At 37.6% G+C, this 23,398-nt stretch carries 22 protein-coding genes; 10 read left to right on the top strand and 12 right to left on the bottom strand.

What is annotated here, in order from left to right:
* The 5 genes from EHQ58_RS15545 to EHQ58_RS15525 all read left to right on the top strand — a co-directional run.
* The coding region (locus EHQ58_RS15545) for a DNA alkylation repair protein (RefSeq protein WP_167883656.1) at positions 1-244 on the top strand (244 nt) is incomplete at its 5' end.
* 10 nt (positions 245-254) lie between these two features.
* Positions 255-1,028 (top strand): AraC family transcriptional regulator, encoded by a 774-nt coding sequence (locus EHQ58_RS15540; RefSeq protein ID WP_135624834.1) that lies wholly within the window; start codon positions 255-257, stop codon positions 1,026-1,028.
* A gap of 53 nt (positions 1,029-1,081) precedes the next feature.
* Entirely contained in the window at positions 1,082-1,918 is an 837-nt protein-coding gene (locus tag EHQ58_RS15535; RefSeq protein ID WP_135624833.1) for an SDR family oxidoreductase, read from the top strand.
* 113 nt (positions 1,919-2,031) lie between these two features.
* A complete protein-coding gene (locus tag EHQ58_RS15530) occupies positions 2,032-2,403 on the top strand; it encodes a hypothetical protein (RefSeq protein ID WP_135624832.1) in 372 nt (123 codons plus the stop codon).
* A 37-nt stretch (positions 2,404-2,440) separates the two neighbouring features.
* Positions 2,441-2,935: a VOC family protein gene (locus EHQ58_RS15525; protein ID WP_135624831.1), complete on the top strand. Its 495-nt coding sequence runs from the start codon at positions 2,441-2,443 to the stop codon at positions 2,933-2,935.
* Between the two features lie 67 nt (positions 2,936-3,002).
* Here the strand turns inward: EHQ58_RS15525 and EHQ58_RS15520 are convergent, their stop codons facing one another.
* A complete protein-coding gene (locus EHQ58_RS15520; RefSeq protein WP_167883655.1) occupies positions 3,003-3,383 on the bottom strand; it encodes a PilZ domain-containing protein in 381 nt (126 codons plus the stop codon).
* A gap of 372 nt (positions 3,384-3,755) precedes the next feature.
* Entirely contained in the window at positions 3,756-4,355 is a 600-nt protein-coding gene (locus tag EHQ58_RS15515) for an Ig domain-containing protein (protein WP_135624829.1), read from the bottom strand.
* A gap of 683 nt (positions 4,356-5,038) precedes the next feature.
* Between EHQ58_RS15515 and EHQ58_RS15510 the strand changes: the two genes are divergently transcribed.
* The gene (locus tag EHQ58_RS15510; RefSeq protein ID WP_167883654.1) at positions 5,039-6,991 is read left to right on the top strand and encodes a PAS domain-containing sensor histidine kinase; all 1,953 of its coding nucleotides are present in this window, start codon (positions 5,039-5,041) and stop codon (positions 6,989-6,991) included.
* Positions 6,992-6,994: 3 nt separating this feature from the next.
* A complete protein-coding gene (locus EHQ58_RS15505; protein ID WP_135624827.1) occupies positions 6,995-8,233 on the top strand; it encodes a hybrid sensor histidine kinase/response regulator in 1,239 nt (412 codons plus the stop codon).
* 114 nt (positions 8,234-8,347) lie between these two features.
* Here the strand turns inward: EHQ58_RS15505 and EHQ58_RS15500 are convergent, their stop codons facing one another.
* From EHQ58_RS15500 to EHQ58_RS15485, 4 genes are read right to left on the bottom strand one after another with little or no spacing between them, the layout of a single operon-like run.
* A complete protein-coding gene (locus EHQ58_RS15500) occupies positions 8,348-8,629 on the bottom strand; it encodes a DUF427 domain-containing protein (RefSeq protein ID WP_135624826.1) in 282 nt (93 codons plus the stop codon).
* A complete protein-coding gene (gene egtD / locus EHQ58_RS15495; protein WP_135624825.1) occupies positions 8,630-9,595 on the bottom strand; it encodes an L-histidine N(alpha)-methyltransferase in 966 nt (321 codons plus the stop codon). It lies immediately after the preceding gene.
* Entirely contained in the window at positions 9,592-10,773 is a 1,182-nt protein-coding gene (gene egtB, locus EHQ58_RS15490) for an ergothioneine biosynthesis protein EgtB (protein ID WP_135624824.1), read from the bottom strand. The genes egtD and egtB overlap by 4 nt, the downstream gene beginning before the upstream one ends.
* Before the next feature lie 43 nt (positions 10,774-10,816).
* The gene (locus EHQ58_RS15485) at positions 10,817-12,085 is read right to left on the bottom strand and encodes an MFS transporter (RefSeq protein ID WP_167883653.1); all 1,269 of its coding nucleotides are present in this window, start codon (positions 12,083-12,085) and stop codon (positions 10,817-10,819) included.
* A 122-nt stretch (positions 12,086-12,207) separates the two neighbouring features.
* On the opposite strand from EHQ58_RS15485, the gene EHQ58_RS15480 reads away from it, so the two are divergent.
* Positions 12,208-12,948: a glutathione S-transferase gene (locus EHQ58_RS15480; protein WP_135624822.1), complete on the top strand. Its 741-nt coding sequence runs from the start codon at positions 12,208-12,210 to the stop codon at positions 12,946-12,948.
* Between the two features lie 15 nt (positions 12,949-12,963).
* Here the strand turns inward: EHQ58_RS15480 and EHQ58_RS15475 are convergent, their stop codons facing one another.
* The gene (locus EHQ58_RS15475; protein ID WP_135624821.1) at positions 12,964-13,860 is read right to left on the bottom strand and encodes a LysR family transcriptional regulator; all 897 of its coding nucleotides are present in this window, start codon (positions 13,858-13,860) and stop codon (positions 12,964-12,966) included.
* Between the two features lie 144 nt (positions 13,861-14,004).
* On the opposite strand from EHQ58_RS15475, the gene leuC reads away from it, so the two are divergent.
* Both leuC and leuD read left to right on the top strand, forming a co-directional pair.
* Complete coding sequence (gene leuC, locus EHQ58_RS15470; RefSeq protein ID WP_135624820.1) at positions 14,005-15,420, top strand: 3-isopropylmalate dehydratase large subunit; 1,416 nt, start codon at positions 14,005-14,007, stop codon at positions 15,418-15,420.
* Positions 15,417-16,010 carry a 3-isopropylmalate dehydratase small subunit gene (leuD, locus tag EHQ58_RS15465; RefSeq protein WP_135624819.1) on the top strand — a complete coding sequence of 198 codons (594 nt, stop codon included), beginning with the start codon at positions 15,417-15,419 and terminating at the stop codon, positions 16,008-16,010. Before leuC ends, leuD begins: the two co-directional genes overlap by 4 nt.
* 54 nt (positions 16,011-16,064) lie before the next feature.
* Here leuD and EHQ58_RS15460 read toward each other — a convergent pair whose 3' ends face one another.
* From EHQ58_RS15460 to EHQ58_RS15440, 5 genes are all read right to left on the bottom strand, one after another.
* Positions 16,065-17,453: an Lcl domain-containing protein gene (locus EHQ58_RS15460; RefSeq protein WP_135624818.1), complete on the bottom strand. Its 1,389-nt coding sequence runs from the start codon at positions 17,451-17,453 to the stop codon at positions 16,065-16,067.
* Positions 17,454-17,698: 245 nt separating this feature from the next.
* Positions 17,699-18,772 carry an alpha/beta fold hydrolase gene (locus EHQ58_RS15455; protein ID WP_167883652.1) on the bottom strand — a complete coding sequence of 358 codons (1,074 nt, stop codon included), beginning with the start codon at positions 18,770-18,772 and terminating at the stop codon, positions 17,699-17,701.
* Positions 18,773-18,998: 226 nt separating this feature from the next.
* Positions 18,999-19,316 (bottom strand): helix-turn-helix transcriptional regulator, encoded by a 318-nt coding sequence (locus EHQ58_RS15450; RefSeq protein WP_135624816.1) that lies wholly within the window; start codon positions 19,314-19,316, stop codon positions 18,999-19,001.
* 78 nt (positions 19,317-19,394) lie between these two features.
* Positions 19,395-21,563, bottom strand: coding sequence for a putative inorganic carbon transporter subunit DabA (locus EHQ58_RS15445; RefSeq protein ID WP_135624815.1), 2,169 nt, complete (start codon positions 21,561-21,563; stop codon positions 19,395-19,397).
* A gap of 23 nt (positions 21,564-21,586) precedes the next feature.
* Positions 21,587-23,005, bottom strand: coding sequence for a proton-conducting transporter transmembrane domain-containing protein (locus EHQ58_RS15440; protein ID WP_135624814.1), 1,419 nt, complete (start codon positions 23,003-23,005; stop codon positions 21,587-21,589).
* Positions 23,006-23,398 lie beyond the last annotated feature (393 nt).

Raw genomic sequence — 23,398 nt, 5'->3', positions numbered from 1 at the left:
AGAAATTTTGAGAAATGACCAGCAAGATTTAATACAGAGAGCCGTAGGAAGTTGGATTCGCGAAGCTGGAAAAAAGGATAAACACCAGCTCTTTGAATTTCTAAACTCCTATGCAGACGATATGCCAAGAACGATGTTAAATTATGCTACGGAGAAACTCGAGAAAAAAGATAGGGATTATTATAAACAACGAAATAAATCAGGAACAAGCAAATCAACTATAGGTTTATACAATTCGGATTGAATTTTGAAAAATGAAAATAACGCAGGTAAATATTTCGAGTGAGCAAAAAAAATTAATACAATCCGTATTTATATATGAATCGGATACGCTCGAAAAACGAAAAATTCCCTTTTATGCGGATGGATTTCCTGGGATCGTTTTTTTTCATTCGGAGCAACCGATGATGATTACGGTCGGATCTGAATCAAAAGTCATGGAACAGGTCTTTGTTTATGGACAGACTATTGTTCCCATTGAAATTAAACTTGAAGGACCATTTTTTTTTGTTATGTTGCAGTTGGTCCCTGCGGTATTGGAGGAAATGTTTGGCATTCCTGTCTCAGAACTAACCAATTCTTGTTGGACGATTCCAAAATCTGAGTGGAACGCGGAACCAAATTTTCATTCTGCAATCAAAACCTTTTCCACTGTATTTGCTTCCGATGCCTTGATTAGTTTTGTTATGAAAAGAGGAAAACAATTTCGAAGGGATTCTGTGTTACATGCTTGCATTGAAGAGATTTTAGAAGCCAAAGGAAATTGTGAAATTGGTAAGCTGTCAAAAAGGCATGGCTTATCCGAAAGAACTTTGCAAAGGCGATTTGAAAATTACGTTGGTCTATCTCCAAAACAGTTTGCGAAAATCATCCGATTTCAATCTAGTTTACAAATATTGAATAGAACGAAAGATATTAAGCTTACCGAAATAGCTTACGAGGGAGGTTATTCGGATCAGTCACATTTCATAAGACATTTTAAAACTTACACAAAACAAAGACCTTTTCAATTTCGGGAAAAAATTTAAAATCTGTCGGGTTCATTCAATTAGTTAGTTCGATATTCGAGTATTCTGATGTAATGAAACCATTAACTTTAGTCACCGGATCCAATGGAAAAACTGGATCTAGAATTCTATCAAGATTGATCCAATCCGAATATCCAGTTCGATTAGGATCAAGAATTGCAAACCCTACCTTTGATTGGGAGAAACCACAAACTTGGGATGCAGTCCTCAAGGGTGTAAATCAAGTTTACATTAGCTTTCAACCCGATTTAGCAATACCATCGGCATTGGAATCAATTAAGCTTTTTGTTAACCGTTGTAAGGCTCACCAGGTCAATCGACTCGTTTTGTTATCCGGTCGCGGCGAACCCGAATGTGTCGAATCTGAACGTGTTGTCCAAAATTCCGGCTTGGAGTGGACAATTCTTCGTTCTAGTTGGTTCAATCAAAATTTCAGCGAAGGAATGTTCCTTGATCAAATTCTAGATGGAAAAGTCCTGTTCCCGATAATTACGGTAAAAGAACCCTTTGTGGATATAGATGATCTTGCGGACCTTGCTTTTGCAGCTTTAGTTACCAATAAACATGTCAATAAATTATACGAGCTAACGGGATCTGAACTATGGGATTTCAAAAAGGCATTTCAACTGATTGCAGACGAAACGCACCAGGAGATACCTATCGAGGAAGTACCATTGTCTACTTACCTTTCAGCGCTTAAAGATTTCGGTCTGCCGAAGGAAACTTTAGATTTCATTGAATATCTATTTATTACTGTGTTTGACGGAAGAAATGAATCCATTTTAAAAGATATGGAATTGGCCTTAGGTAGAAAAACTAAAAATTTCAAATCTTATGTGGAAGAGACAGCAAAAACTGGTATCTGGAAATTGCGAGAAAAAATCACTTAACAAGAATTTTCTACTTAAGTATTCGCGTCCAGATTGCGAGTGATGAATTCTGCTCGCAATCTGGTTTATACATGGTGTTAATTAAATTTAATTTTTTTAAAAAAGGAGACTAGATGAAAGTTTTAAAAAGCATTGGGGCAGTATTCACAGGACTATTTGTTGTATTCGCCCTAACTCACCTAACGGACCATATACTAGAGAGAGAAAATCTCATGTTAATTCCATTCGATAAGAATCCATTTTGGCTAATGTTAGTTGTTACAGCCTATAGACTTGTGTATGTTGCTGTCGGTAGCTTCCTAACTGCCTATTTGGCTTGGGGAAGGCCTATTCTTCATGCAATGATCTTAGGTAGTATCGGTTGTCTGCTTGGGATCGCTGGCGCCATTGCGATGTGGGACCAGGGAGCACACTGGTATCCCGTAACGTTAGTCATACTCGGTTGGCCAGCCGCTTTCATTGGAGGGAAGCTCGTTAAATCATGAAAACACTCATTTTTCTAAAATTAAGACGGAGCGGAATATGAATCAGAATTCTAGAGCAGATGAGAAGCAAGTGTCCGATCGTTCCATTATGGAAACGCGCATAACTCCCTTCCTTATGCTAAATGCAGATCCGAAGGAAGTGGCAGATTTTTATACCGCCATCTTCAAGAATTCAACGATTATAAAGGCTAACCAAATGCAGGCGACGTTCATTTTGGATGGGCAGAAATTTCATTCCTTTAAGGGTGGGCCACATTTTAGTTTCAGTGAAGGAGTCTCATTTTTTGTACGATGCGGCTCGCAAAAGGAAGTGGACTATTTTTGGACAGCTCTTTCTGCAGAAGGTGGTACGGAGAGTATGTGTGGATGGATAAAAGACAGGTATGGCTTATCCTGGCAAATTATACCAATCGCGCTCATGGAACTGCTAGAGCATGAGGACCGAGAAAAAGCAAGTAAAGCTCTGCACGCAATGCTCAAAATGAAGAAAATCATCCTCAAAGATATTGAGAGCGCAGTGGACGAAACGTAACTAATCGTCAGATTTAAACGATAGCAATTCAAAGTGGCCTTCTAAACGGATCTTAGAAGGCTACTTTTTAACGCTTGCTTGTATCAAAGTAATGTTTGTGTATAAATTCCTGGATACGATTTTTGAGTTCTCCAGATATACTTTCGAAAATCACAGCGATGGTTTTACCTGAAGTTCGATTCACAACGCCCGTAACTTCTGTTTGAAAGCGATCTAAGAAGAATTTAATCCGAACTTGATCTCCTTCGTAAAATGTTGCCTTCGACTGTAAGGCAAGACCACCTGTACTCAAATCAGAGAGGCGCGCCGTATCAGATTGCCTGCTGGTCGTCGCTATAGCAATTTCGCAGGGAATATCAGCATGCACGCGTGCATTCTTTCTTTTTTGCTGAGCTCCCGAATAGACGCTGAGCGTTTCTGAGTACATTATTTTATTTTTTTCTAGCATGTCATTTGCCCTTACAATTGATGCGAAATATGTCGTAAGGTCCAACATATCTGGCAAAATGATCCTAATCCAAACGAGGGTGTCAATGTCCTCGCGCGGCCAGAACTCTACTAAGGATAACAATTGTCCGATCATTACTTTTCTAAATTCATCAAAGGATTTAGATTTTTTTTAAGTGGATGGGAAATTTTGCAGACTGGCAAATCTTGTACCAGTTATCTATACAATAAAAACATCATATTGACATACTTGTTGCCTTTCCCCTTTAAAAAGAACGAAAGTTTTGGGGTTCAATCTCTCTGATTTAGTATCGTGTACCTCGATCCAAGAACGGGATACTAAACACTTTCGCAGATATAGCTGTTAATTACATCAAAACAAACAAGCGGTTAGATTGGAACAGGTGGAAGAACTCGAACAACTTGAGGAAGCCGTACAAGAATACCCAGCACTTCCCCCACATCCATTTGATACACCAAAGAATGAGCATGTAACATTTGATATATCAGTCGAAGTACCAACCAGTATTTTAATACTCGTCGAATAGGGATTCGTACCGTTTACAAAAAAACCTGGCCCAGCCGTAAAAGTAACCGTTAGTGTATAATTTGAAGCAGCAGATGCAGTGGTCGGTGTCCCAGAGATGACTCCAGTCGTAGCATTAATAGATACGCCAGAGGGTAAACTTGCCGCAGCATACGTTGCTGTCATACCATTTGGCAGAGTTATGGTTGGTGAAAAGGAAGCACTTACGCCCGTCTGCAACGCAATTGTTGTGCCTGATGCTTTTGCTCCCGTGCTAGAAGTGGTATAGCTAATTGTCGAAGGAGCCGTACTAGCCTTAGGTGCCACCGCCCATAAAAGACCAAATTTATCTAAAGAGTCGTCTTTCTTTGGAGTTAATCCAGTTTGCTCACACGCAAAAAAAGAACAAATGCATAGAAGGATAAAAAAGATTGGTTTGATTTTCATCCAAATAAAATAGCATAAAAAATCCTGTGCTACAAATACTATTTAGGAGGCTTTCAGAAATAGGGATCATACTTACAAAGGAAAATAATAGGTCAGTTTCCAAATCTCACCAACTTGGCCTGCCCTATAATAATAAATTGAGTGAAAGATACCAATTCTTGCCAATGATAGAGTAAATTCCCTCTTTAAAAATAGCTGTCTAGCGATTTCTCCTCAGATATTTGGATTTTTTAAAATCCCAAAATGTGTCGAATTTTCGAAATAATTTACGTATATCACTATATGAACTTAAGTCTCGTTCCTTTTCAAACCATTGCATAATGATGATTCATTTAATTGCCCTGATTACGCATACGTTCAATAGCTACTTAGGATAACAGTTGTTTATTCTAACATTAGCTTTGAACAAAAGGGCATTCTCTGGTTAATTATCTTGTATACATTCTTGTGTGTTACTAGCTTTTTTAAATTTTTACTGCATTAAGATTTCAAGCTTAGGGAGCTTACATGAGAATTGAGCCGAAGGATAAAAAATGGATTCTCTAGAAAAACTTCTTTTTCCAATAATTCTAATCTCAAAGACCGGTGAGGTTTGTTTTATGAATGGAGAAGCCACGAATCTGTTTAAAAAGTCACTGTCTTTGGGATCAGATTTCTTCTCGCATCTGTCTGAAAGTTCAAAGATGAAATTCCATCAGTATTTAAATTCGGTAATTCAAATGCCTTCGATCCAGGAGTGTAATATTGAATTTAACACCAAGGAAAATGAAACATTACTTCTACAGATGAGAGGTAGACTCTCTTTGGATGGCGAAACGATACAAATTGCTCCCCAAGAAGTAAGAGAGAAAAAGGAAACTGGATTTTCCTATAGAGTTAAATACGAAGAAATCAAAAAAGTAGCCAACATCGGTCATTGGGAATTAGATCTGAAAACAAATGAATGGCAATATTGCGAGAAAATTTTCGAGTTTTATGAAATCGATCCTCAAAAAACGGAAATTACGCCAGAGCTATTTTATTCTCTGTTGCATCCAGAGGATCGAGATAAAGTTACAAACGCATTTACAAACTCATTACAGGAAAAAAAAATCTATGAAGTCGATCATCGGATCTTGCTCAGCCAAGGAAGAGTCAAGTGGATTCGAGAAACTTGCCATTGGATTTTTGATCCATTTGACAATCCGATCGGAGCCATTGGAACCTCACAGGATATCACTAAACAAGTTGAGCTCGAGGAAAGGCTTCGGAGTCAAGAAACGAATTATTTTAATATGGTTGAGAACACTTCCTCTCTCGTCTGGAGCTGTAACAAGGATGGAAAATTCACTTATTTAAATCCTGCTTGGGAACGCGTTTTGGGTTACAAAAAGGAAGAAATGATGAACCGATTGTACTCGGAGTTTCAGCCTTCCGAAGTGCATGAAAGAGATAAGGAAGCATACCGAGCATTTAATCAAACGGGTAAGACTACCCGGCTGGGATATGAAACGATTTACCTTACCAAAGATAATGAAAGAAAATATTTAGATTTCTATCCTAGCGCAATCTTTGATACAAACGGAGTTCTCATCGGATCGCATGGTACAGCCATTGATTTAACAGATAAGAGAAATCTAGATTTAAAACTTGAAGAAACATATTTCGAATTAGGACAACGACAATTCGCAATCGACCAACATGCGATTGTAGCCATCACAAATATTAATGGAGATATTATTTATACTAATCGTCGTTTTTGTGAAATCAGTAAGTACAGCCGGGAAGAGCTTATGGGTCAAAATCATAGGCTCATCAATTCAGGTCATCATCCTAAAGAATTTTTTAAAGATTTATACAATACGCTAAAAAGAGGAGAAACTTGGCATGGTGAGATAAAGAATCGAGCTAAGGATGGAAGTTTCTACTGGGTGGCGACAACAATAGCACCTATCAAAAATTCGAAAGGCAAAACTGAGAAGTATATCGCGATTCGCACAGACATTACAAAGATTAAAGAAGCAGATGAAAAGATCAGATTATTATTGGATGAAAAGGCACTCATTCTCGTTGAAGTTCACCATCGAATCAAAAATAATATGAATACGATTTTTAGCTTACTGCGTATGGAAGCAAACCAGCAGGAGAACTCATTACAAAAAAACATTCTGCTAGATGCTTCTAGCCGTGTGCGAAGTATGATGTTGTTATATGATAAATTGTATCGTTCCGAAAATAAAGAGGTCATTTCCATCGGAGAATACTTTCCCGTATTAATTGCAGAAATCTTAAGAATTTTTCCAAATCACGAGAGGATCAAAACCTTGATTGAAGTTGAACCAGTATTGATTAGTGCAAAAATGCTTTCCACGATTGGAATTATCATAAATGAACTGATTACAAACTCTATGAAGTATTCTTTCTCAGATAGATCAGAAGGTAAAATTAATTTTTTGGCAAAAAAAGATAATGATACATTACTCTTAAATTATGAAGACAACGGAATTCCGATGGATAACAAAATTGATTTTCAAACTACAAATAGTTTCGGCTTGAATCTCATTCAGATGCTCATCCAACAACTTAATGGAAAAATTCAAATGGATAGAAAACAGGGGAATTGTTATAATATTGAATTTAAGATCAAAGGAAATTAATCAATGAATGAAAAACGCATATTAATTGCCGAAGATGATATTATATCCGCGAATCTTTTGAGAGACTCTTTAACCTCCTCGGGATTTCAGGTCACACTTGCAGAAAACGGACGCAAGGCGATGGAATATTACTCACAGAATCCGTTTCCGATTGTGATCACAGATTATGATATGCCCGAAATGAACGGAAGCCAACTCATTGATTATTTAAAGGAGAAAGAAGAGGAGCCGATCATAATCGTTCTTACCAATCATTCTGAGACCTCCTTGATCATTGAAATCATGAAAAAAGGAATCTTCGATTATCTCGTCAAACCAATCGAATCTGAAGAACTCTCTCTTAAGTTAAATCATGCGATAGAGATCTATGAAATGCGGAGACTGGATCGAATTACAAAACGAGAACGAGAAATTCGATTGGAAGGTCACCTAGACTGGAACAAATGGAAGGAAAGAGCTGGAGGAAGCGGAAAATTTAAAAACGTTAATCAGAATTTATTCGAAAGCTTAAAGACTAGTTTTAATCAAGGAACCGGATTCGGAGCACTAGTCTCATTATTAAAGATCGTTGCCGACACGGCACAAAAAGTTGGAGATAATTACCAAATTGATACGGGACTCATGGATCTCATCCATGTCAATTCTGAGATGGCAGAGAAAGCATTAACTACATTCTCTGAAATCGAATATATACTGAATGGAAACATTGAAATGGAAAAAGTTTCTCTGCGTGACATTTACGAGGACATAGAAAAAATAATAACCAACATCTCGCCCTTCCTTCCTATAAGGAACAACCATATATACCTTAGTGAAAAAAAATCTTCTTTTGAAAACTTCGAATTAAATATAAATCGTGCGTATTTAGAAGCGGCGATTACAGAAATCATTCTCAATGCTTGTAAATTTTCTTCTTCAGATAGTAGCATTCACATTGTGAATTATATTGAGAGAAATTCGTTCGTTATTTCCATTTATAATAGCCCCGTCTTGGATGCAGATCGGATAGAGGGGATTCCCCTTCCCTATGAAAATTTAGTTTTCGAACCCTTTTTCCGCCTAACAAAATTTGTTTATGACGAATATAAAACGTTAGATTTTGGACTCGGACTTACAAAAGTAGAGTCCATTTTGAAAAAATTTAACGGAAAAGTGGAAATTAAGAATATTATTGATCATTTAAATCATAAGACTAAACCGACAACGAAAGTTCTTTGTAGAATTTCATTGCCTATTGTTTAATATACCTTAACTTTTCCGTATTTGATCCTACTTTATTTTTAAGTTAGAATTTTCGAGTAAGCCTAAGGAATCGTTGATCCTTGGAGGATTCCTTGTTCGTGTTGATGCAATCAGTTATTTTGTTACTTCCACACCTTTCCAAAATGCGACGCGACCTTTTATATTTTCTGCTGCCTTAGAGGGATTTGCATAATACCAAACCGCATCGGGATTTTCCTTTCCATTTACATTCAGCGTAAAATATTCTGCCGTTCCCTTCCATGCGCATACCGTTTTCGTAGAAGAAGGTTTAATAAACTCATCCTTCAATGTGTTCCTAGGGAAATAATGATTTCCTTCCACTACGACCGTATCGTTTGTTTCTGCGATGACCTGTTCATTCCAAATTGCTTTCATCTAAACTTCCTTTATTTTCTTAAAAAACACATTCATAAACCAACCATTCTGATCTTTAAAATGATCTGTAACTTCAAATCCCGATAGATGCGCCATATGCAATATGTCTGACATTGAATATTTGCAAGAGCGTTCGAGAAAAATGCTTTCGTACTGATTGAAGTGAAAAGTCTTCTCCAATGATTTGAAATAAATCTCTTGCTCGATCTTAGATATGACATGACTGTGCATCGCCTTTTCTTTTGCATTATAGGATGCATGATGGAAAAAGGATTCTAGGTTAAAATTGGCTCCCAGTTGAACATTCATTCGCTTCAATAAATTCAAATTAAACTTCGCCGTAATACCATTCATATCATCGTAGGCATCTTTAATGAGTATTAGATCTTTTATGAGATCCAGTCCTAAAAAAACCTCATCGCCAGGTTTCAAGATTGAATTAATTTTTTTAAGGAATCGTATGCTTCCTTGTGCAGTTAAATTACCTAGTGAACTTCCAAGATAAGCAACGACGAGTCTATGATTTGGGAAATGTAACTCTGGAAGCTCGGCTAAAAAATCGATTTCGATGGGCTGAATCGAAAGATTGGAATAAAAATCGCTGAGATTCTCCTTCAAAAGATCCAAAGCCTTAACGGATATATCGAGCGGAACATACTTATGAATCTTCTCTTTTTCGATCAATTTTTCTAAAAGTATGCGGGTTTTGGTCGCATCACCTGCGCCAAGTTCTACGAAAACAATCTTTCCATTATATCTTTCAGTAATTTTATTTTTATGAGTTTCAAAAATTTCGGTTTCCGAATTTGTAAGATAGTACTCTGGCAAATTCATTATTTCGGTAAAAATCTGACTTCCATTTTCGTCATAAAAATATTTCGAAGAAATGGATTTATGCTTTTTTGAAAGTCCTTTCTCTACATCCGATGCAAATGGATCGATTCCATACAAATTGTTACGAATCATTTTGTCACCAATCTGATTCCGTTGTACTGCCAGGCGTCTGTCGGATAAAAAAAATTTCGATATGTGCTTCTCAAATGACCTTCAGGTGAAAAAAGGCTTCCTCCGCGTAACACGTATTGGTTGTTCATGAATTTACCATTATACTCACCAATGTCGCCTTTTCCTTTTTCAAATCTCGGATAAGGCACATAGGGACTTCCCGTATGTTCCCAAAGGTAACCTGCAGATGTTACGTCTGCGGCTTCCCATTCAAACTCTGTCGGTAGTCTTGATCCTGCCCATTCGGCAAAGGCGTTTGCCTCAAAATACGAAACATGAACTAATGGATCATTTTCGGAAATTTCTTTCCATCCAGCGAGGGTAAATTGTTCCCATGAAGATCTTCCTCTCTTCCAATACAAAGGATTTTCTATTGATTTAGATTTGATATGAGACCATGCATCCGAGTGCCAAAGAAGTGAATCTTGATAAGCACCAGATTCTACGAATTCGATAAAATCTTCTGCAAGTACCAGACTATTTGAAATCTCAAAACTTTCTATATACGTTTTATGAGCCGGGCCTTCATTATCAAAGTGAAACTTTGTCGGATCAGAATTACCAACCCTATAGACACCCTCATCGATTTTTTTCTTGCCTTGAGATTTCTTAAAAGTTAAAAATTCTGATTCTGCTTGCACAGCAAATGGTATGGGATGAGAGAAAGCATTGTATTTCATATCCGTAACCATGAGCTCTTGGTGCTGCATTTCATGGTGGATGCCTAGTTCGACTAAAGGAAAAATACTCTCAGGCAATCGATTCAATACAGTCGCAATGTATGTATTCACATGTTCTCTATACTGCATCACTTCTGACAGATTTGGTCGAGAAATGAGATGCCGCTTGTCTCTTGCTACGCGATCTCCTACACTATTATAATAACTGTTAAATAAAAAAACAAAGGATGGATCGAAGACTTTATATTCAGCAAAATTTGGCATCAGAATAAAATGCTCAAAAAACCAAGTCGTATGAGCAAGGTGCCATTTTGTGGGACTCACAAATTCGCTAGCTTGTAAATTGCAATCTTCGGGCTGAAAATTTTCAATGATACTAAGCGTATTATTCCTAGTTTTCAGGAATAATTTTAATAATTCCTCCACTGCATCTCTATCAGGTAGGATTGCTTCCTGCATCGGGTATTAGACTCCTTGTTTGATATGATTAAAGAAGTTTAACCTAAATTTTTAGTTCAAATCGAAGAGCGAGCCTATGAAGCGCGACACTTGCTACGAGTCCAAAACAAGCAAAAAGAGAGAGCACTAAAAACACTATTTGATGGCCTTCGATTCCAGGATGACTATCTAGAATATAGCCCATGAGCGGACTCATAAAAATTTCAGGTGTAAATCCGATAAACGACATGAGACCGACAGCAGAGCCAGTATCGTTGATGGGTATACCTGTAATATTCATGATCGAAAAGTAAATCCCTCGAATTCCATAAATGCCCATCAAGTTTATACCAAGAACAAAAATGATCGCAAAATTTGATTGATTGATTTGTCCTGCATATACTAACAAAGAGCATGTGGCTATTGTTAAAAAATAACAGACAATCACTTGAGAACTTTTAAATTTGTCAGCCAGAAATCCAGATAGTAAGGCAAAAATTGGCCTTAGCCACAAGGCAAAAGAACCAAAAGCGGCGGATTTGATTTCATCGTAACCTAAAACTTGGTTGGCATACAACGAATAATCATCTGTAATTTTGTAACCCACATAGGCGCAGACAATGATTATGGCTTGGAGCCAAATGCTTGGCAGTTTAATCAATTTGAAAATAGTTTTCCAGGTCAAACGAGATTGGATTTTATTTTCCCGATTCCCTTCTGGCAGGACTGACCATACTAAAATGCCAACGAAAAATGTAACAAAGGAAGTGACAATTAAAACTACTTGGTAGGAGTCAACTCTTTGTGTTTGCTTATCTCCAATAGCGACACTAGAAAATATATTTCCAAAAACTAAGAGTGCGATCGTGCCTACCATGGCAGCCGAAAACCCACGTCCACCTTCAAGATAACCAAATGCCTTACCTTGTGCATCCGAACCTCCCCATTCTCTCGTAGCTTTGATCATAGCAGCCCATAACATAAGAATGGTGGTAAGACCCCAATATGCATATACACATGTTAGAGCAATTCGATAAGGAAAAAATACTAATAAAAATCCTCCAAAAGAAGTAAGCCATAATGCCAATGCAATTAATAGGCGAGCCGAAAATCGATCAGCAAGGGGACCTCCAAAAAAATAGGCAAACATTGCAACCACTCCATGCAAAGAAAAATACGTACCCAATTCGAAATTTGTAATGTTATAAACTTGGAGTAATGTTGGTCTAAATATACGAGGAATGACAAATGGTAAAAAAAATATCACCTCTCCGGCAAGGATGAGAGTAAGAAGAATGAAGAATTTACGCGAAGAATGTTTTGAAGAATTCATCATCCTACTCAATATTTTTTTACACTCGAAAGAATTTCTCTATTAAAAAAAATACCAAGCAAAAAAGAAATAGAGAAGCCTTACCTTTTGGCTGGGCGGATATTTGTTCCCAAGGAGAATTTATGAGTCAAAAGTCCGAATACTGCCTATATTATTGGCCTAATTTGCCTGGACGTGGAGAGTTCATTAGACTCGCTCTTGAATATTCGGGCGCTGATTACGTGGACATTTGCCGATTGCCCGAAAAAAAAGCCGATCAAACCGTTTCGATGCAAAACATACTCAAGGATGAGGCTATTTTTCCAGTTCATTTTGCTCCGCCGATACTCGAACACAAAGGAAAATACATTTCGCAATCTGCATGTATCCTTCACTACCTGGGATCTAGATTAAATCTAGCGGGCAAGTCGGAAGAAGATCAAACCGTTTGCCTTCAATTCCAGCTTTGCATTGCTGATTTAGCAAATGAAACACATAACACGCATCACCCGATTTCAACCGCACTTTATTACGAAGACCAAAGGAAAGAGGCAGTAGATGCAACTACTTCGTTTTTAACTCACAGACTAGACAAATGGCTTTCCTATTTTAATAAAGCATATGTACTCAAAAGATCCCATTATTTACTTGGAGAAACCGTTAGTTATCCGGATCTATCTTTATTTCAAGCTTGGCATGGTTTACTCTATGCCTTTCCGAAAGCCATGAAGTTACGTGAAGGCAAGTTCCCTCAAATTGAAAGCTTAGTGTCGAAACTTTTGAAGGATGAAAGACTTTTACAATATTGGAACTCTTCCCGTAGGATTCCGTTCAATACTTCTGGTATTTTCAGATACTATAAAGAACTAGACCGTTCCATTTAACAAATGCTGCTACTTTTATCCTCGTTCGTTCTGACGATAAAGAGTATTTGTTATCTGGATCACTTCTTCTGCAAGAAGTGAGATCCCGGGTCTTGAGTTTTTTCGATAACAGAGTTTAAAACTTCTTTCCATTTCTAATTCTAAGATAGGAATTGCAGAAAGATTTGATGGGATACTAAATTTGGAAAGAAATCCTATCCCAAGACCCGCTTCAATACTTTTCAATACAGACTCCACGCTACGAAGTTCCATACCCACCGATGCGGTAAATTTTCGTTTGAGGGATTTAAGTTTCTTATTAATAATGATTTGCATCGATGATGCGGGATGATAGAAAATGAAACTTTCTTTCTCCATTTGTTTGTAAAGATTTTTCGAATTCAGTAAGATTCTGTGATTCCGAGGCACAACTGGAACAATCTTATCCTCTAAAAAATCTCTTACTATGATCCCAGGTATAGAAACTGGCGAAGTGAGAATTGCGATATCCACATCCCCACGTAACAAAGATTCCCTAGTATCTAAGTTATCACCCTCTCGAACAGAAAGTTTAACTTTGGGAAATTTTTTCTTGAAATGAATTAGGATTTTTGGAAGGATCCAAGCCGAAACTGTTCCCCCAGCAGAAATTGAATAAGATCCAGAAATGGATTTGCCTCTCTCATCCATTGCTTCATGAATTTCCTCCCATAGTTCTTTCAGTCTTTTTGAATATACTAATAATTTTTCTCCTTCATTTGTTAATCGAATATTTTTGGGACCGCGAGTCATTAGTGAGACTTTCAATTCTTTTTCCAATAGAAATATTTGTCGGGATAGTGCAGGTTGAGATAAACCAAGTGACCTAGCTGCCTTTTGAAAAGTGCCAGCTTCTGTTATTTCTAAAAATGTTCTAATTTGCTTAAATTCCATAATTTCCTTGTTTATTGATGAGTTAGATCCCTTACAAATTTATATCTATAATTTTTTGTTATAATATCTATAAACTGTATTTATTTGCATTATAACTCCAAAACTGCTATTCTTTTATTAGAATCAAAAAAGGAGGAAGTCGCAATGGAGCCAAAAACATTATATGATAAGATTTGGGAAAAACATGAAATCGCAAAGGATGATGAAGAATCCATTCTTTATGTCGATCAACACTTATTGCATGAAGTCACATCACCACAGCCATTCCAAGGATTAAGAGAAAAGAATAGAAAAGTGCATCGGTTGGATAAAACTTTTGCGGTAGTCGATCACAATATATCTACCAGAAATCGAAGCATAGAATCTGCAGAACCGATTTCGAAAAGACAAATGGAGCTGATGGTCGCAAATACAAAAGAATTTGGTGTAACCTTATTAAATGTAGATCATCCGGACCAAGGTATTGTACATGTTGTTGGACCAGAGTTAGGATTAACTTTGCCTGGAAGCATCATCGCTTGTGGTGATTCTCATACATCCACCCACGGCGCGTTTGGAGCCCTAGCCTTTGGTGTTGGATCATCCGATGTGGAACATATATTGGCAACCCAAACCGTAAGAATGAAAAAATCGAAATCAATGCTAGTGCAGCTGCATGGAAAGGTAGAGGAGTCCATTTCGGCAAAAGATATTGCCTTATTTATCATTTCACAAATTGGAACGGAGGGTGGCCAAGGATATGTGATCGAATTCCAAGGTGATGTGATCCGAGCGATGAGCATGGAGGAACGTATGACTTTATGCAACTTAAGTGTCGAAGCCGGTGCAAGATCTGGGATGATTGCATCAGATGAAATTACTTTTGAATATCTATTAGGAAGGGATTTTGCTCCCAATTCTGAGCAATGGCAAAGTAGCATTAGTCAATGGAGGGATCACAAAACAGATGAGAATGCCCTATTTGATAAAGTAGTACATATCGATTTAAGCAGATGCGCTAATATGGTTAGTTGGGGTACAAATCCTTCACAAGTGATTCCCATTGAAGGAGAAATCCCTGACCCCGATAGAATGGCAGATGATAAATTGAGTTCTGCTGCAAGATCAGCTCTAGCCTATATGGATTTGAAACCAGGAACAAAGATGAGAGAGATTCATGTGGACAAAGTATTTGTTGGTTCCTGTACGAATGGAAGGCTAGAAGACATTCGAAAAGTGGCCAAAGTAGTTGAGGGAAAAAAAGTACATAGCTCTGTACAAGCTATCGTTGTTCCAGGTTCAGGAAGAGTGAAACACCAAGCGGAGGCCGAAGGTCTAGATAAAGTTTTGTTAGATGCAGGTTTTGAATGGCGGCATCCAGGATGTTCGATGTGTCTCGGGATGAATGATGACCAATTGCAATCAGGGGAACGGGCTGCCTCAACATCCAATCGAAATTTTGAGAACAGGCAGGGTCGTGGCGGTAGAACGCATCTCGTCAGCCCTGAAGTGGCAGCTGCGACTGCGATCTTAGGAAGATTGGGAACGAAATTTGAATTAGAAAAAGGAGTTACGAAATGAACGGATGGACCATTCATAAAGGTAAGATATTGTCATTAATAAAGAAGGATATCGACACAGATCAGATTCTTCCAAAACAGTTTATGAAGAAAACAGATAAGATAGGATTCGGCAAATTACTGTTTTTTCATTGGAGGTATTTAGACGAAGAAGGCAATGTTCCCAATCCAGATTTCATTCTCAATTCACCTGGAACCGCGGATGTCAGCATATTGCTGACAGGTGAAAATTTCGGATGCGGTTCGAGTCGAGAGCATGCGCCTTGGGCCTTGGCTGATTTTGGCTTCAAGGTTGTGATCGCGGAATCATTTGCAGATATTTTTTACTCCAATGCGGCAAAAAATGGAATTGCCTTGATCCAATTGCCAAAACAAACGATCGATTCCCTTGCCGCTTCCTTATTAAAAGATACAAACAAGAAAATGACAGTCGATTTATCAAAGTTAAAGATCTACTTTGATAAGGAAGAGTATAACTTCAAATTGTCAAAGTCAAATTTGGATCGCATCCAGTTTGGATTAGATGATATAGGTATGACTTTCAAAATTTTTGAGAAAATCAAGGAATATGAAAAAAGGATAAAAGTTTAGCATAGTGATCCATTACTGATCCAAAATCCAGTGGAGCTAAGCTTCTCATTCTGACTAAGGATCGGTAACACATAATGAAGCATAGGCATTGTTAGTGGATTTCGGCGCTATGGTCAGGACGGGCGCATTGGCGCTAAAGAAGACTACTCGGCTTGCCGTATTGATTCCCGTAGAGGACCAAAAACCGAAACTTCCGGGCGTATCTCCAACGGTAGGGAAAAAGGTGGGATTCACATAATTGGAATAAGTTGGATCAAAAATACTTGCAAGCTCATTTATATTTGGAAGGCGCCAGGATTTTCCTTTTAAATTAGAAGATGTGCAGTTTGTGAGTGATATATCCCAGCTAACTTTCGTTAAAACTCCTGTACAATTGCCAGAGGTGTAAGTTTGACCTAAAGGACATTTTTGCCATAAGAGTCCCGTTCCTATATCGAGGATGGTTCCATCGGCATTATCAACATAGGATGATTTTGAGTTCAAGGTACTTCCAGATACGCATTTTGTAATGTTGCTATTGGCGTCAAGCGACTCGACTAAATTAATATTTGTATTAATGGCCACAAAATGTCCGGTAGGTGATGCTGTGGCAGTCCAATAATTGAAGCCTTCAATCTGAAATGGAGTAAAAAAACCAGTGGGATTATCCATTTTGGATATAGATCGAAGTTCAAAACTAGTTGGTACTCGGAAACCCGAGGAAGCTGCACAGCCAGTTGTGGCAGCTATATAACTTGATGTAGTTCCAGGAGAGGTACATGAATTTGAACCTACAGTATATACTCCGCCCAATTCACATTTCATCCAGGTATTTCCTGTATGATTATCTTTTACGGTCCCATCTGCATTATCCGTTAAGGATGGATTGCTTCCTTTTTGGAATTCGGCATCCTGTCCCGTTCCTGAACAAGCAATGGGATTGGCTAGATTGTCCATGCAGGTTGTTTGGCCTGTTTTGAGCGGAGAAAGTCCGAAGGCAGTCAATTTGACAGTCGTGTTCGTGTAACCAGAAGCATTCGAAACAGTCACGACGTAATCTAAGGAGGAACCACTGTAAGACGAATAGGTTCCAGAAATCAAACCCGAAGTCGAATCCAAACTGAGACCACTTGGCAAGGAAGGTGTTATGCTAAATGTGAGCGAAGTCCCAGATATTCTAGGTGTAAAACTATTTGCTATCTGACTATAAAAAATAAGTGGCGAATCATAACCTAACCCGCTTGGACTAACATCAGAGTTTGTGGTAGCGGAATTATTAGTACTACTTTCGCTCGAAATCGAAGTAACGGGCTTACAGCTAAACGACTGTCCGGCGAGACACCTCAGAGCTTCTGTGGCATAAAAGGACTTGTCCCCCGGGCTTCCTGGGTTATCTAATTGTATCTGACAAGATGTTGTCATACCGAATGTAGTCAGCAGGCATAGGATCTTATTTTTTCGCATAGGGATTCTCGATAGAAAAATGATTCTCTGATTCTATTTTTCAGAAGAACAGACTTCTTGCTTAATAAAACAAAGGTAAGTCAATTAATTCGCATTCTTCTCTGCTTTTCAGAATCAAGTTTGAAATTTTTAATCATTCGGGACAAAAATGTAGTGGAAATTACTTATTTCGGTCGCAGGATCGAAAATTAAACGCCAAAGGATACAATCTTTTTGATAACAGCCAAAGCATTTACGACTGTCTTTTATGGTAAAAATGTCTCTTTTCGAATTTGATCAATATATATTTTTTGAACTTCCTCGGGTTGATCTGCGCCAAGTTCATGTCCTGCCCTTTTTAGCTCGATCCATTTTTTTTTAGGAGATTTTAATGTAGTAAAATAATCTCTTCCTGCCTGATTCATAAAATCATATTCGCCCATTAGAAAATACACAGGTAGATTCATTTCGGGCACTTCCTTACGCATATTTATTTCCATCAGTTTTGATATATTTTTTTCGCTGAAGCTATCCATAGATTTCAAAGTTGCAAGGAAATCAAAAAAACTATATTCTGGCGCTTTGCGCAAAGCTCCAATAAACAATTCTGAGAGCGTAAAATTTCTATATTTGTATTTTTTATTTTGGTAATATTCTCCCCAAGAAGAAATCTTTTCCATATTTTCCTTCATTTTTATTACACCTAATGTTAGATTAGCAACTTCTGCCGCTTCCAATTCTTCGATTGCTTTTACGTTGTTCTCTAGCCTTGCTTCTTCTAAACTAAATCGTTTCATTTCCGCAATACTTTCTGGGGCATAAACAGCCTGACCTTCACTGATATATGCATAAAACCAATCAGGGTGTTTGGCGGCAAGTTTTGCACCGATATAACTTCCCCAAGAAATAGCCTGAAGATAGATTTTCTTTTTTCCAAATCGTTTCATTAACTTTTGACAAAGTATTTCGGCATCGTAAACGAAATCTTCCATTGTAAAATCAATTTGATCTTCATCGTTCAATCTTGATGTTTTTCCTACACCTCTCTGATCATAATTTACGATAATGAAATTTTTCTCCATTCGGTCTCTTTTGTCACCATAAGATAAATGTGCAAAAGGCATCATGGGAACTGCAAAACCATGAATCACTAAAAGTATGGGATTGGACTTATCGGTTCCTCGAATCAATATGGAATGTTTAACGTTTCCCAATTCGATTTCTTCTAAGGATGTAATTCCTTTCTCTCTCCATTCCTTTTGTTCGTACGGAATCGTATGTGGTGAACAATTCACAAAATAAAGAAAATTTATAAGGAGTAGTATCTTAGCTAGTTTCAAATTATTTATATTCCTTTTTGTGAGATTCAGTGATCTTTGAAGCATAAATTATTCTTCGAGTCACTTATTCACAGTATTTTATCGAAACGCATTATAAATTCGCGGATCTCAAACTACAGAAAAATGAATTTAGAGAAGAAATCTATGGAAGAAAAATCCTGAAGCATATTTTTTAGAATTCTATCTTTTGCTTCAAATCATACAAACTCTCGACTTAAGAAGTCAATTAATTAGCGAGTTTAAGAAGGTCTTTAATCGTATGGTTTGCCTCTAAGCTATGTCTTAATTTTTTAGTCTGAATGATTTTATAATGATTGCGACGTCCTTCTTTTATTTTTTCTAGAATTTCAGCCTCTACTAGATCCTTGATGATACCCAATACCGTTCTTTCTGTAATGCCAACTGCTTGTGCAATGTCCCTCACTCTTATCTCCGGATCATAATAAAGACATATAAGAACATGAGCATGGTTTGATAGGAATGTCCATTTAATCGGCTCCCTTTTAGTAATCGCGAGCTTGTTCTTTGGGTTTTTATTTTGCATATTCTAGTCTCTATATAGGAAATTAAATTCAGGAAAAGAAACTTACTTTTCCTATATAGAGTTTAACCTTATTTTAGGTCAAGCTGGAATCAATTCCCATTGTTTCCCCTTTTTCAGATGAAATTTAAGATCGTCTGAGATCGATACTAAATGTACCCATTCTCCTTCCACCAAATCTCGTATCGAGTTATGTTTTGCGAGTATTTTATCAATCGATTGGAGTGGAGCCTCGACGAAAATCGTTAACCTAACTGGAGTGTGAATAAATCTTTTCCCATCGTAGACCGATTGAAGAGGTAACCCACTTCTTAAATTCCAGTGATTCCCCTCGAAAACTCCAATGTTGCCTACTACCGTTTGAATCAACTTATTCCCGGCTCCAAAAATATCGGGTGCAACCGTTGAAGCATAGTATTGAAGGTTGATCCAAGACGCCACAATGGCAGGGGCGGTAAGGAGTAATTCCAAGGTGTTCAATTCAGTATCCTTCGTATGGTCATACGAATTTAGGAAGGATCGACTTTCCAAGTTTAAAGACTTTGTCGTTTCTCTTCGCGCGATAAAGAATGAGGCGCAATTAGCAAGCCCTGCTTCTGGAAAAACTTCTGACCAATCCCTGGATCTGGAAACTCCTTCTTTTTTCGTAAGTGAAAAATAAATTGTCTTCTCTTTTATGTAGTTTGCCTGTGCATTTTGTATCCAGTTTTCAATTTTTTGCCCAAATTCTTTTGAGATATATTCCTTTTTCAGAATGGATATGGAATCGCTAACGGTTTCGTGTATTGCGGGAACGAATTTTGTTGTTTCTTCTATCTTGATTCCTTGATTCATTAGTTGGCTTCTTACTTCTGCATCGTTCAGTAACTCACATGCAAAACGTGCACTGAGTTCCCCACTTTGACCAGAACATGCTCCGCAAGACAACCCTGCTTCATGCGGGTTGTTAGTTGTCTCACTTGCGTGTCCGACGATCAAAATATAATTCGGAAAGGATGTAAGCCATCCCATATGTTTCAAGAATCCAGCAGCAATCTGTGTCTTTTCATCCAATTTCAATCGTTGTAAGGCAGATAAGACTTCTCCATCATTCACTTCTCGTCGATAGGTAAATGGTGACTTAACCTTGAAAGACTTTGAAAGCATACCCACAGCTGAAAGAAATCCGGCAGATTCAACATAATGAAAACCGATCGGAAACGTACGTTTGATCTTTTGAATCCAAGACTTTGTAAGGATCAATTTGTTTTTCAAAAAGAGAGACCTTTCGTCTTCATTCACGATATAGTTAGGTTCTATGAGAGCGGGACTATGATTGATCTTATTGCCCTTCCAATCTTTTTTACCAATGGGCATTCCAAAAAATCCAGCAAAACCATCTGTTTCAATTTCACTTGATTCATTTTCCAAATGCCTTCGGAAGGATTCAGATCTCACATCGATACAGAATAAAAATTTAACTGTTACCTTCGAATTTGGCACATTACTTTTGTTTGTTTTTCTCAATTCAAAAATGAGTCTATTTCTATACACATTTTCTTTACTTTCTAAAAGTTGGTATCGTCTTACAGTATCCTCCTTTGCAGCCTTTGTCTCTTCTTTTTTAAAATTGGCAGGAAGGTCTTTGTTTAAGACAAAAATCAAGCATAGAATTGCTAAAAAAGAAACCAAATCACTTTCTTCATTGAAGGGGGTATGCCAATTGCTTTTTCTGAAATAGGAAGACCATCCCAGCTGTTGGAACATCAAAAGTTCCACTACTTGTTTGTCTAAAATTTCATATTCTTCAAATAAGATGCTGATCATAGTGTACGGGGAATTGGCGCTCTGGATCTTTTTTTCTAAGATTTGGAAGTTTGTTTGGTTTCGAAAAATAGGATCAATTTTCACCCATTTTTGAAATGCCTTCCATAACGTATCTTCTTTCCATGGATTAGCCCAATAGGAGATTCCTGCATCGACATAAGATGAGAGGAATGTTCCGACCAAATCGCCAATCATCGTTTGCGTGTCATCGAAGGAACCTGAGTTTATAAAATCAAGAGGTTCATTCTCCAAAAGATCCTTATCGGGAATCAACTTGCATCCTAACGCTGTCTCCAGAGAGGCAAGTGACTTGAAGAAAGGTTCCGAGGAATAACCAAGAAAGGGATTGACTGCAATATAAGAATCAAGTTCCCAGAGGGGAGGGATTTTCATTAGCATTTCGTTGATCTCATTTATTTGTATCGTTTTATGTTTCGTCTTCATTTGTTTTGCTCCAGTTAAGATATTTAGTTTACTAGTTTATTAAAAATTTTATCTGAGTTTTGAGAGAATAGGAACCCTCTTGACGCATATGCATAAAGCCAATTCACAAATTTAAACTGATTCAGCGAAGGCAGTAAGATGATGAATGCCGAGAAAGTAGAAAGCGTTAGGAGACTTATTATAGCGATCATCGGATTCAGTTGAGTCTGCTCGCTTTCGATTCCCGTCATCCAGGTTCCGAGAGAAAGAAGGAAGATCGAAGGAATTGCCAGGAAAATACTAACAAGTATCGCCATAGGGTTTAATGTCTTCGGTAAAGATCCCACTAGTGACAAGAAAAATATCGTTAATACTCCATATTCTATATCGTCTGTCTTATGATAGATGGCAATAGGCGAGATCAGAATCAGAAAACTAATGATTATTTTGAAAGATACTCCTAATTGTTTGGGAACAGGTGCAAGATCTCGACTTCCTGCAGCAAGAAAACCGTAAGCTTTGTAAAAACCATGTCCGATGATGTGTAACAAGATCAGAGGATACAAACCAAGTCCAAACTCAACCATCATAAATCCCATCTGTCCCAACGTTGAATAGGCTAACTTTCGTTTGATATCAACCTGAGCAAGCATCGAGAGACCTCCGACAATAACCGTCATCAATCCTACAAACAATATGATCAGACTCGCCAGCGAGTTTGGTGTGTAGAGAAAATGAAATTTGAGGAGAAGAAACCCGCCTGCGTTTATAATTCCGGCATGCATAATGGCAGATATTGGGCTAGGAGCATCAATGGTTTCTGGTAACCAAAAGTGAAGTGGAAATTGCGCACTCTTGATCATGCAGGCAATTCCGAGAAAGATACTTGGCCAAAAACATGCAGTCATTCGCTCTTCAATGGGCATACTCAATACCAGATTGTGTATTTCTCTCAGTTCAAGAGTTCCTATTGTTTTATAGATTGAGTAACAGAAGAAGATAAAAAACAAATCTCCAATTCTAGAAAGGATGAATTTTTTCCATGCAACATTTATGGATTTTTTTCGATTAGGGAAGCACAACAGCAACTGGTGGAAAAAAAGACTGATACAGATGAATCCCAAAAGGATTGATAACAAATTTGCGCTCACAGTAATCAAGTGGACAGAGAAAATGGTGAGTAAGATCCATACCAACCATCTTTTTCCATTTTTCTCGCGTTCAAAATTCTTTTGAGCATAGTAGAGTATGAAAAGTGAGATCATTGTGGTATAAACCATCATGACCAGTGCCAAATTCCCAAAATCTATCATCTGCCAGGTCTCGTAATGATTTAAATTAATGGAACCGAAAAGTAAAAACCTACCAGCCAAATAAACCAAAATGGGTAAAATACAAAATATCCCTATCATATAAGCCTCCTCCAAGAGAAAATCTAACTTATTTACATAAAATTCAGCCATTATTTTGCATGCAACCTTTTTACTGCATTTTTAATACTGTATTATTTTTCATGTATTTTAATGCAACACTATCGGAACGTAAAATATAACCGGTCTTGTTGCTAAGCTAGGGAATGGAGAAAAAACTCCATGATGGTAAATTTGATGAGAAGAATTTGAATTGTCTCTTGGAAATTTGATAGACAAGAGACCACATATCAATTGAGCAATCAAAATGGGAAATAATATGAATACACCATTTCTTTTAATCTAATAGAAAAAAACTAGTTAGATGATTTTCGATTTATAACTTCAAGTTATGCTCCGAATCGACTGAAAACTTGATCCTTTTTCATTCCAGGAGACAGAAACAGCCCTATCGTTAAGAATGCCTATCCGATTATTGACAAAATC

Source organism: Leptospira ognonensis, from assembly GCF_004770745.1.
GTDB classification, from domain to species: domain Bacteria; phylum Spirochaetota; class Leptospiria; order Leptospirales; family Leptospiraceae; genus Leptospira_A; species Leptospira_A ognonensis.
The sequence above is the reverse complement of the archived record's forward strand: the minus strand, read 5'-3'. Positions and strand labels throughout refer to the sequence as shown.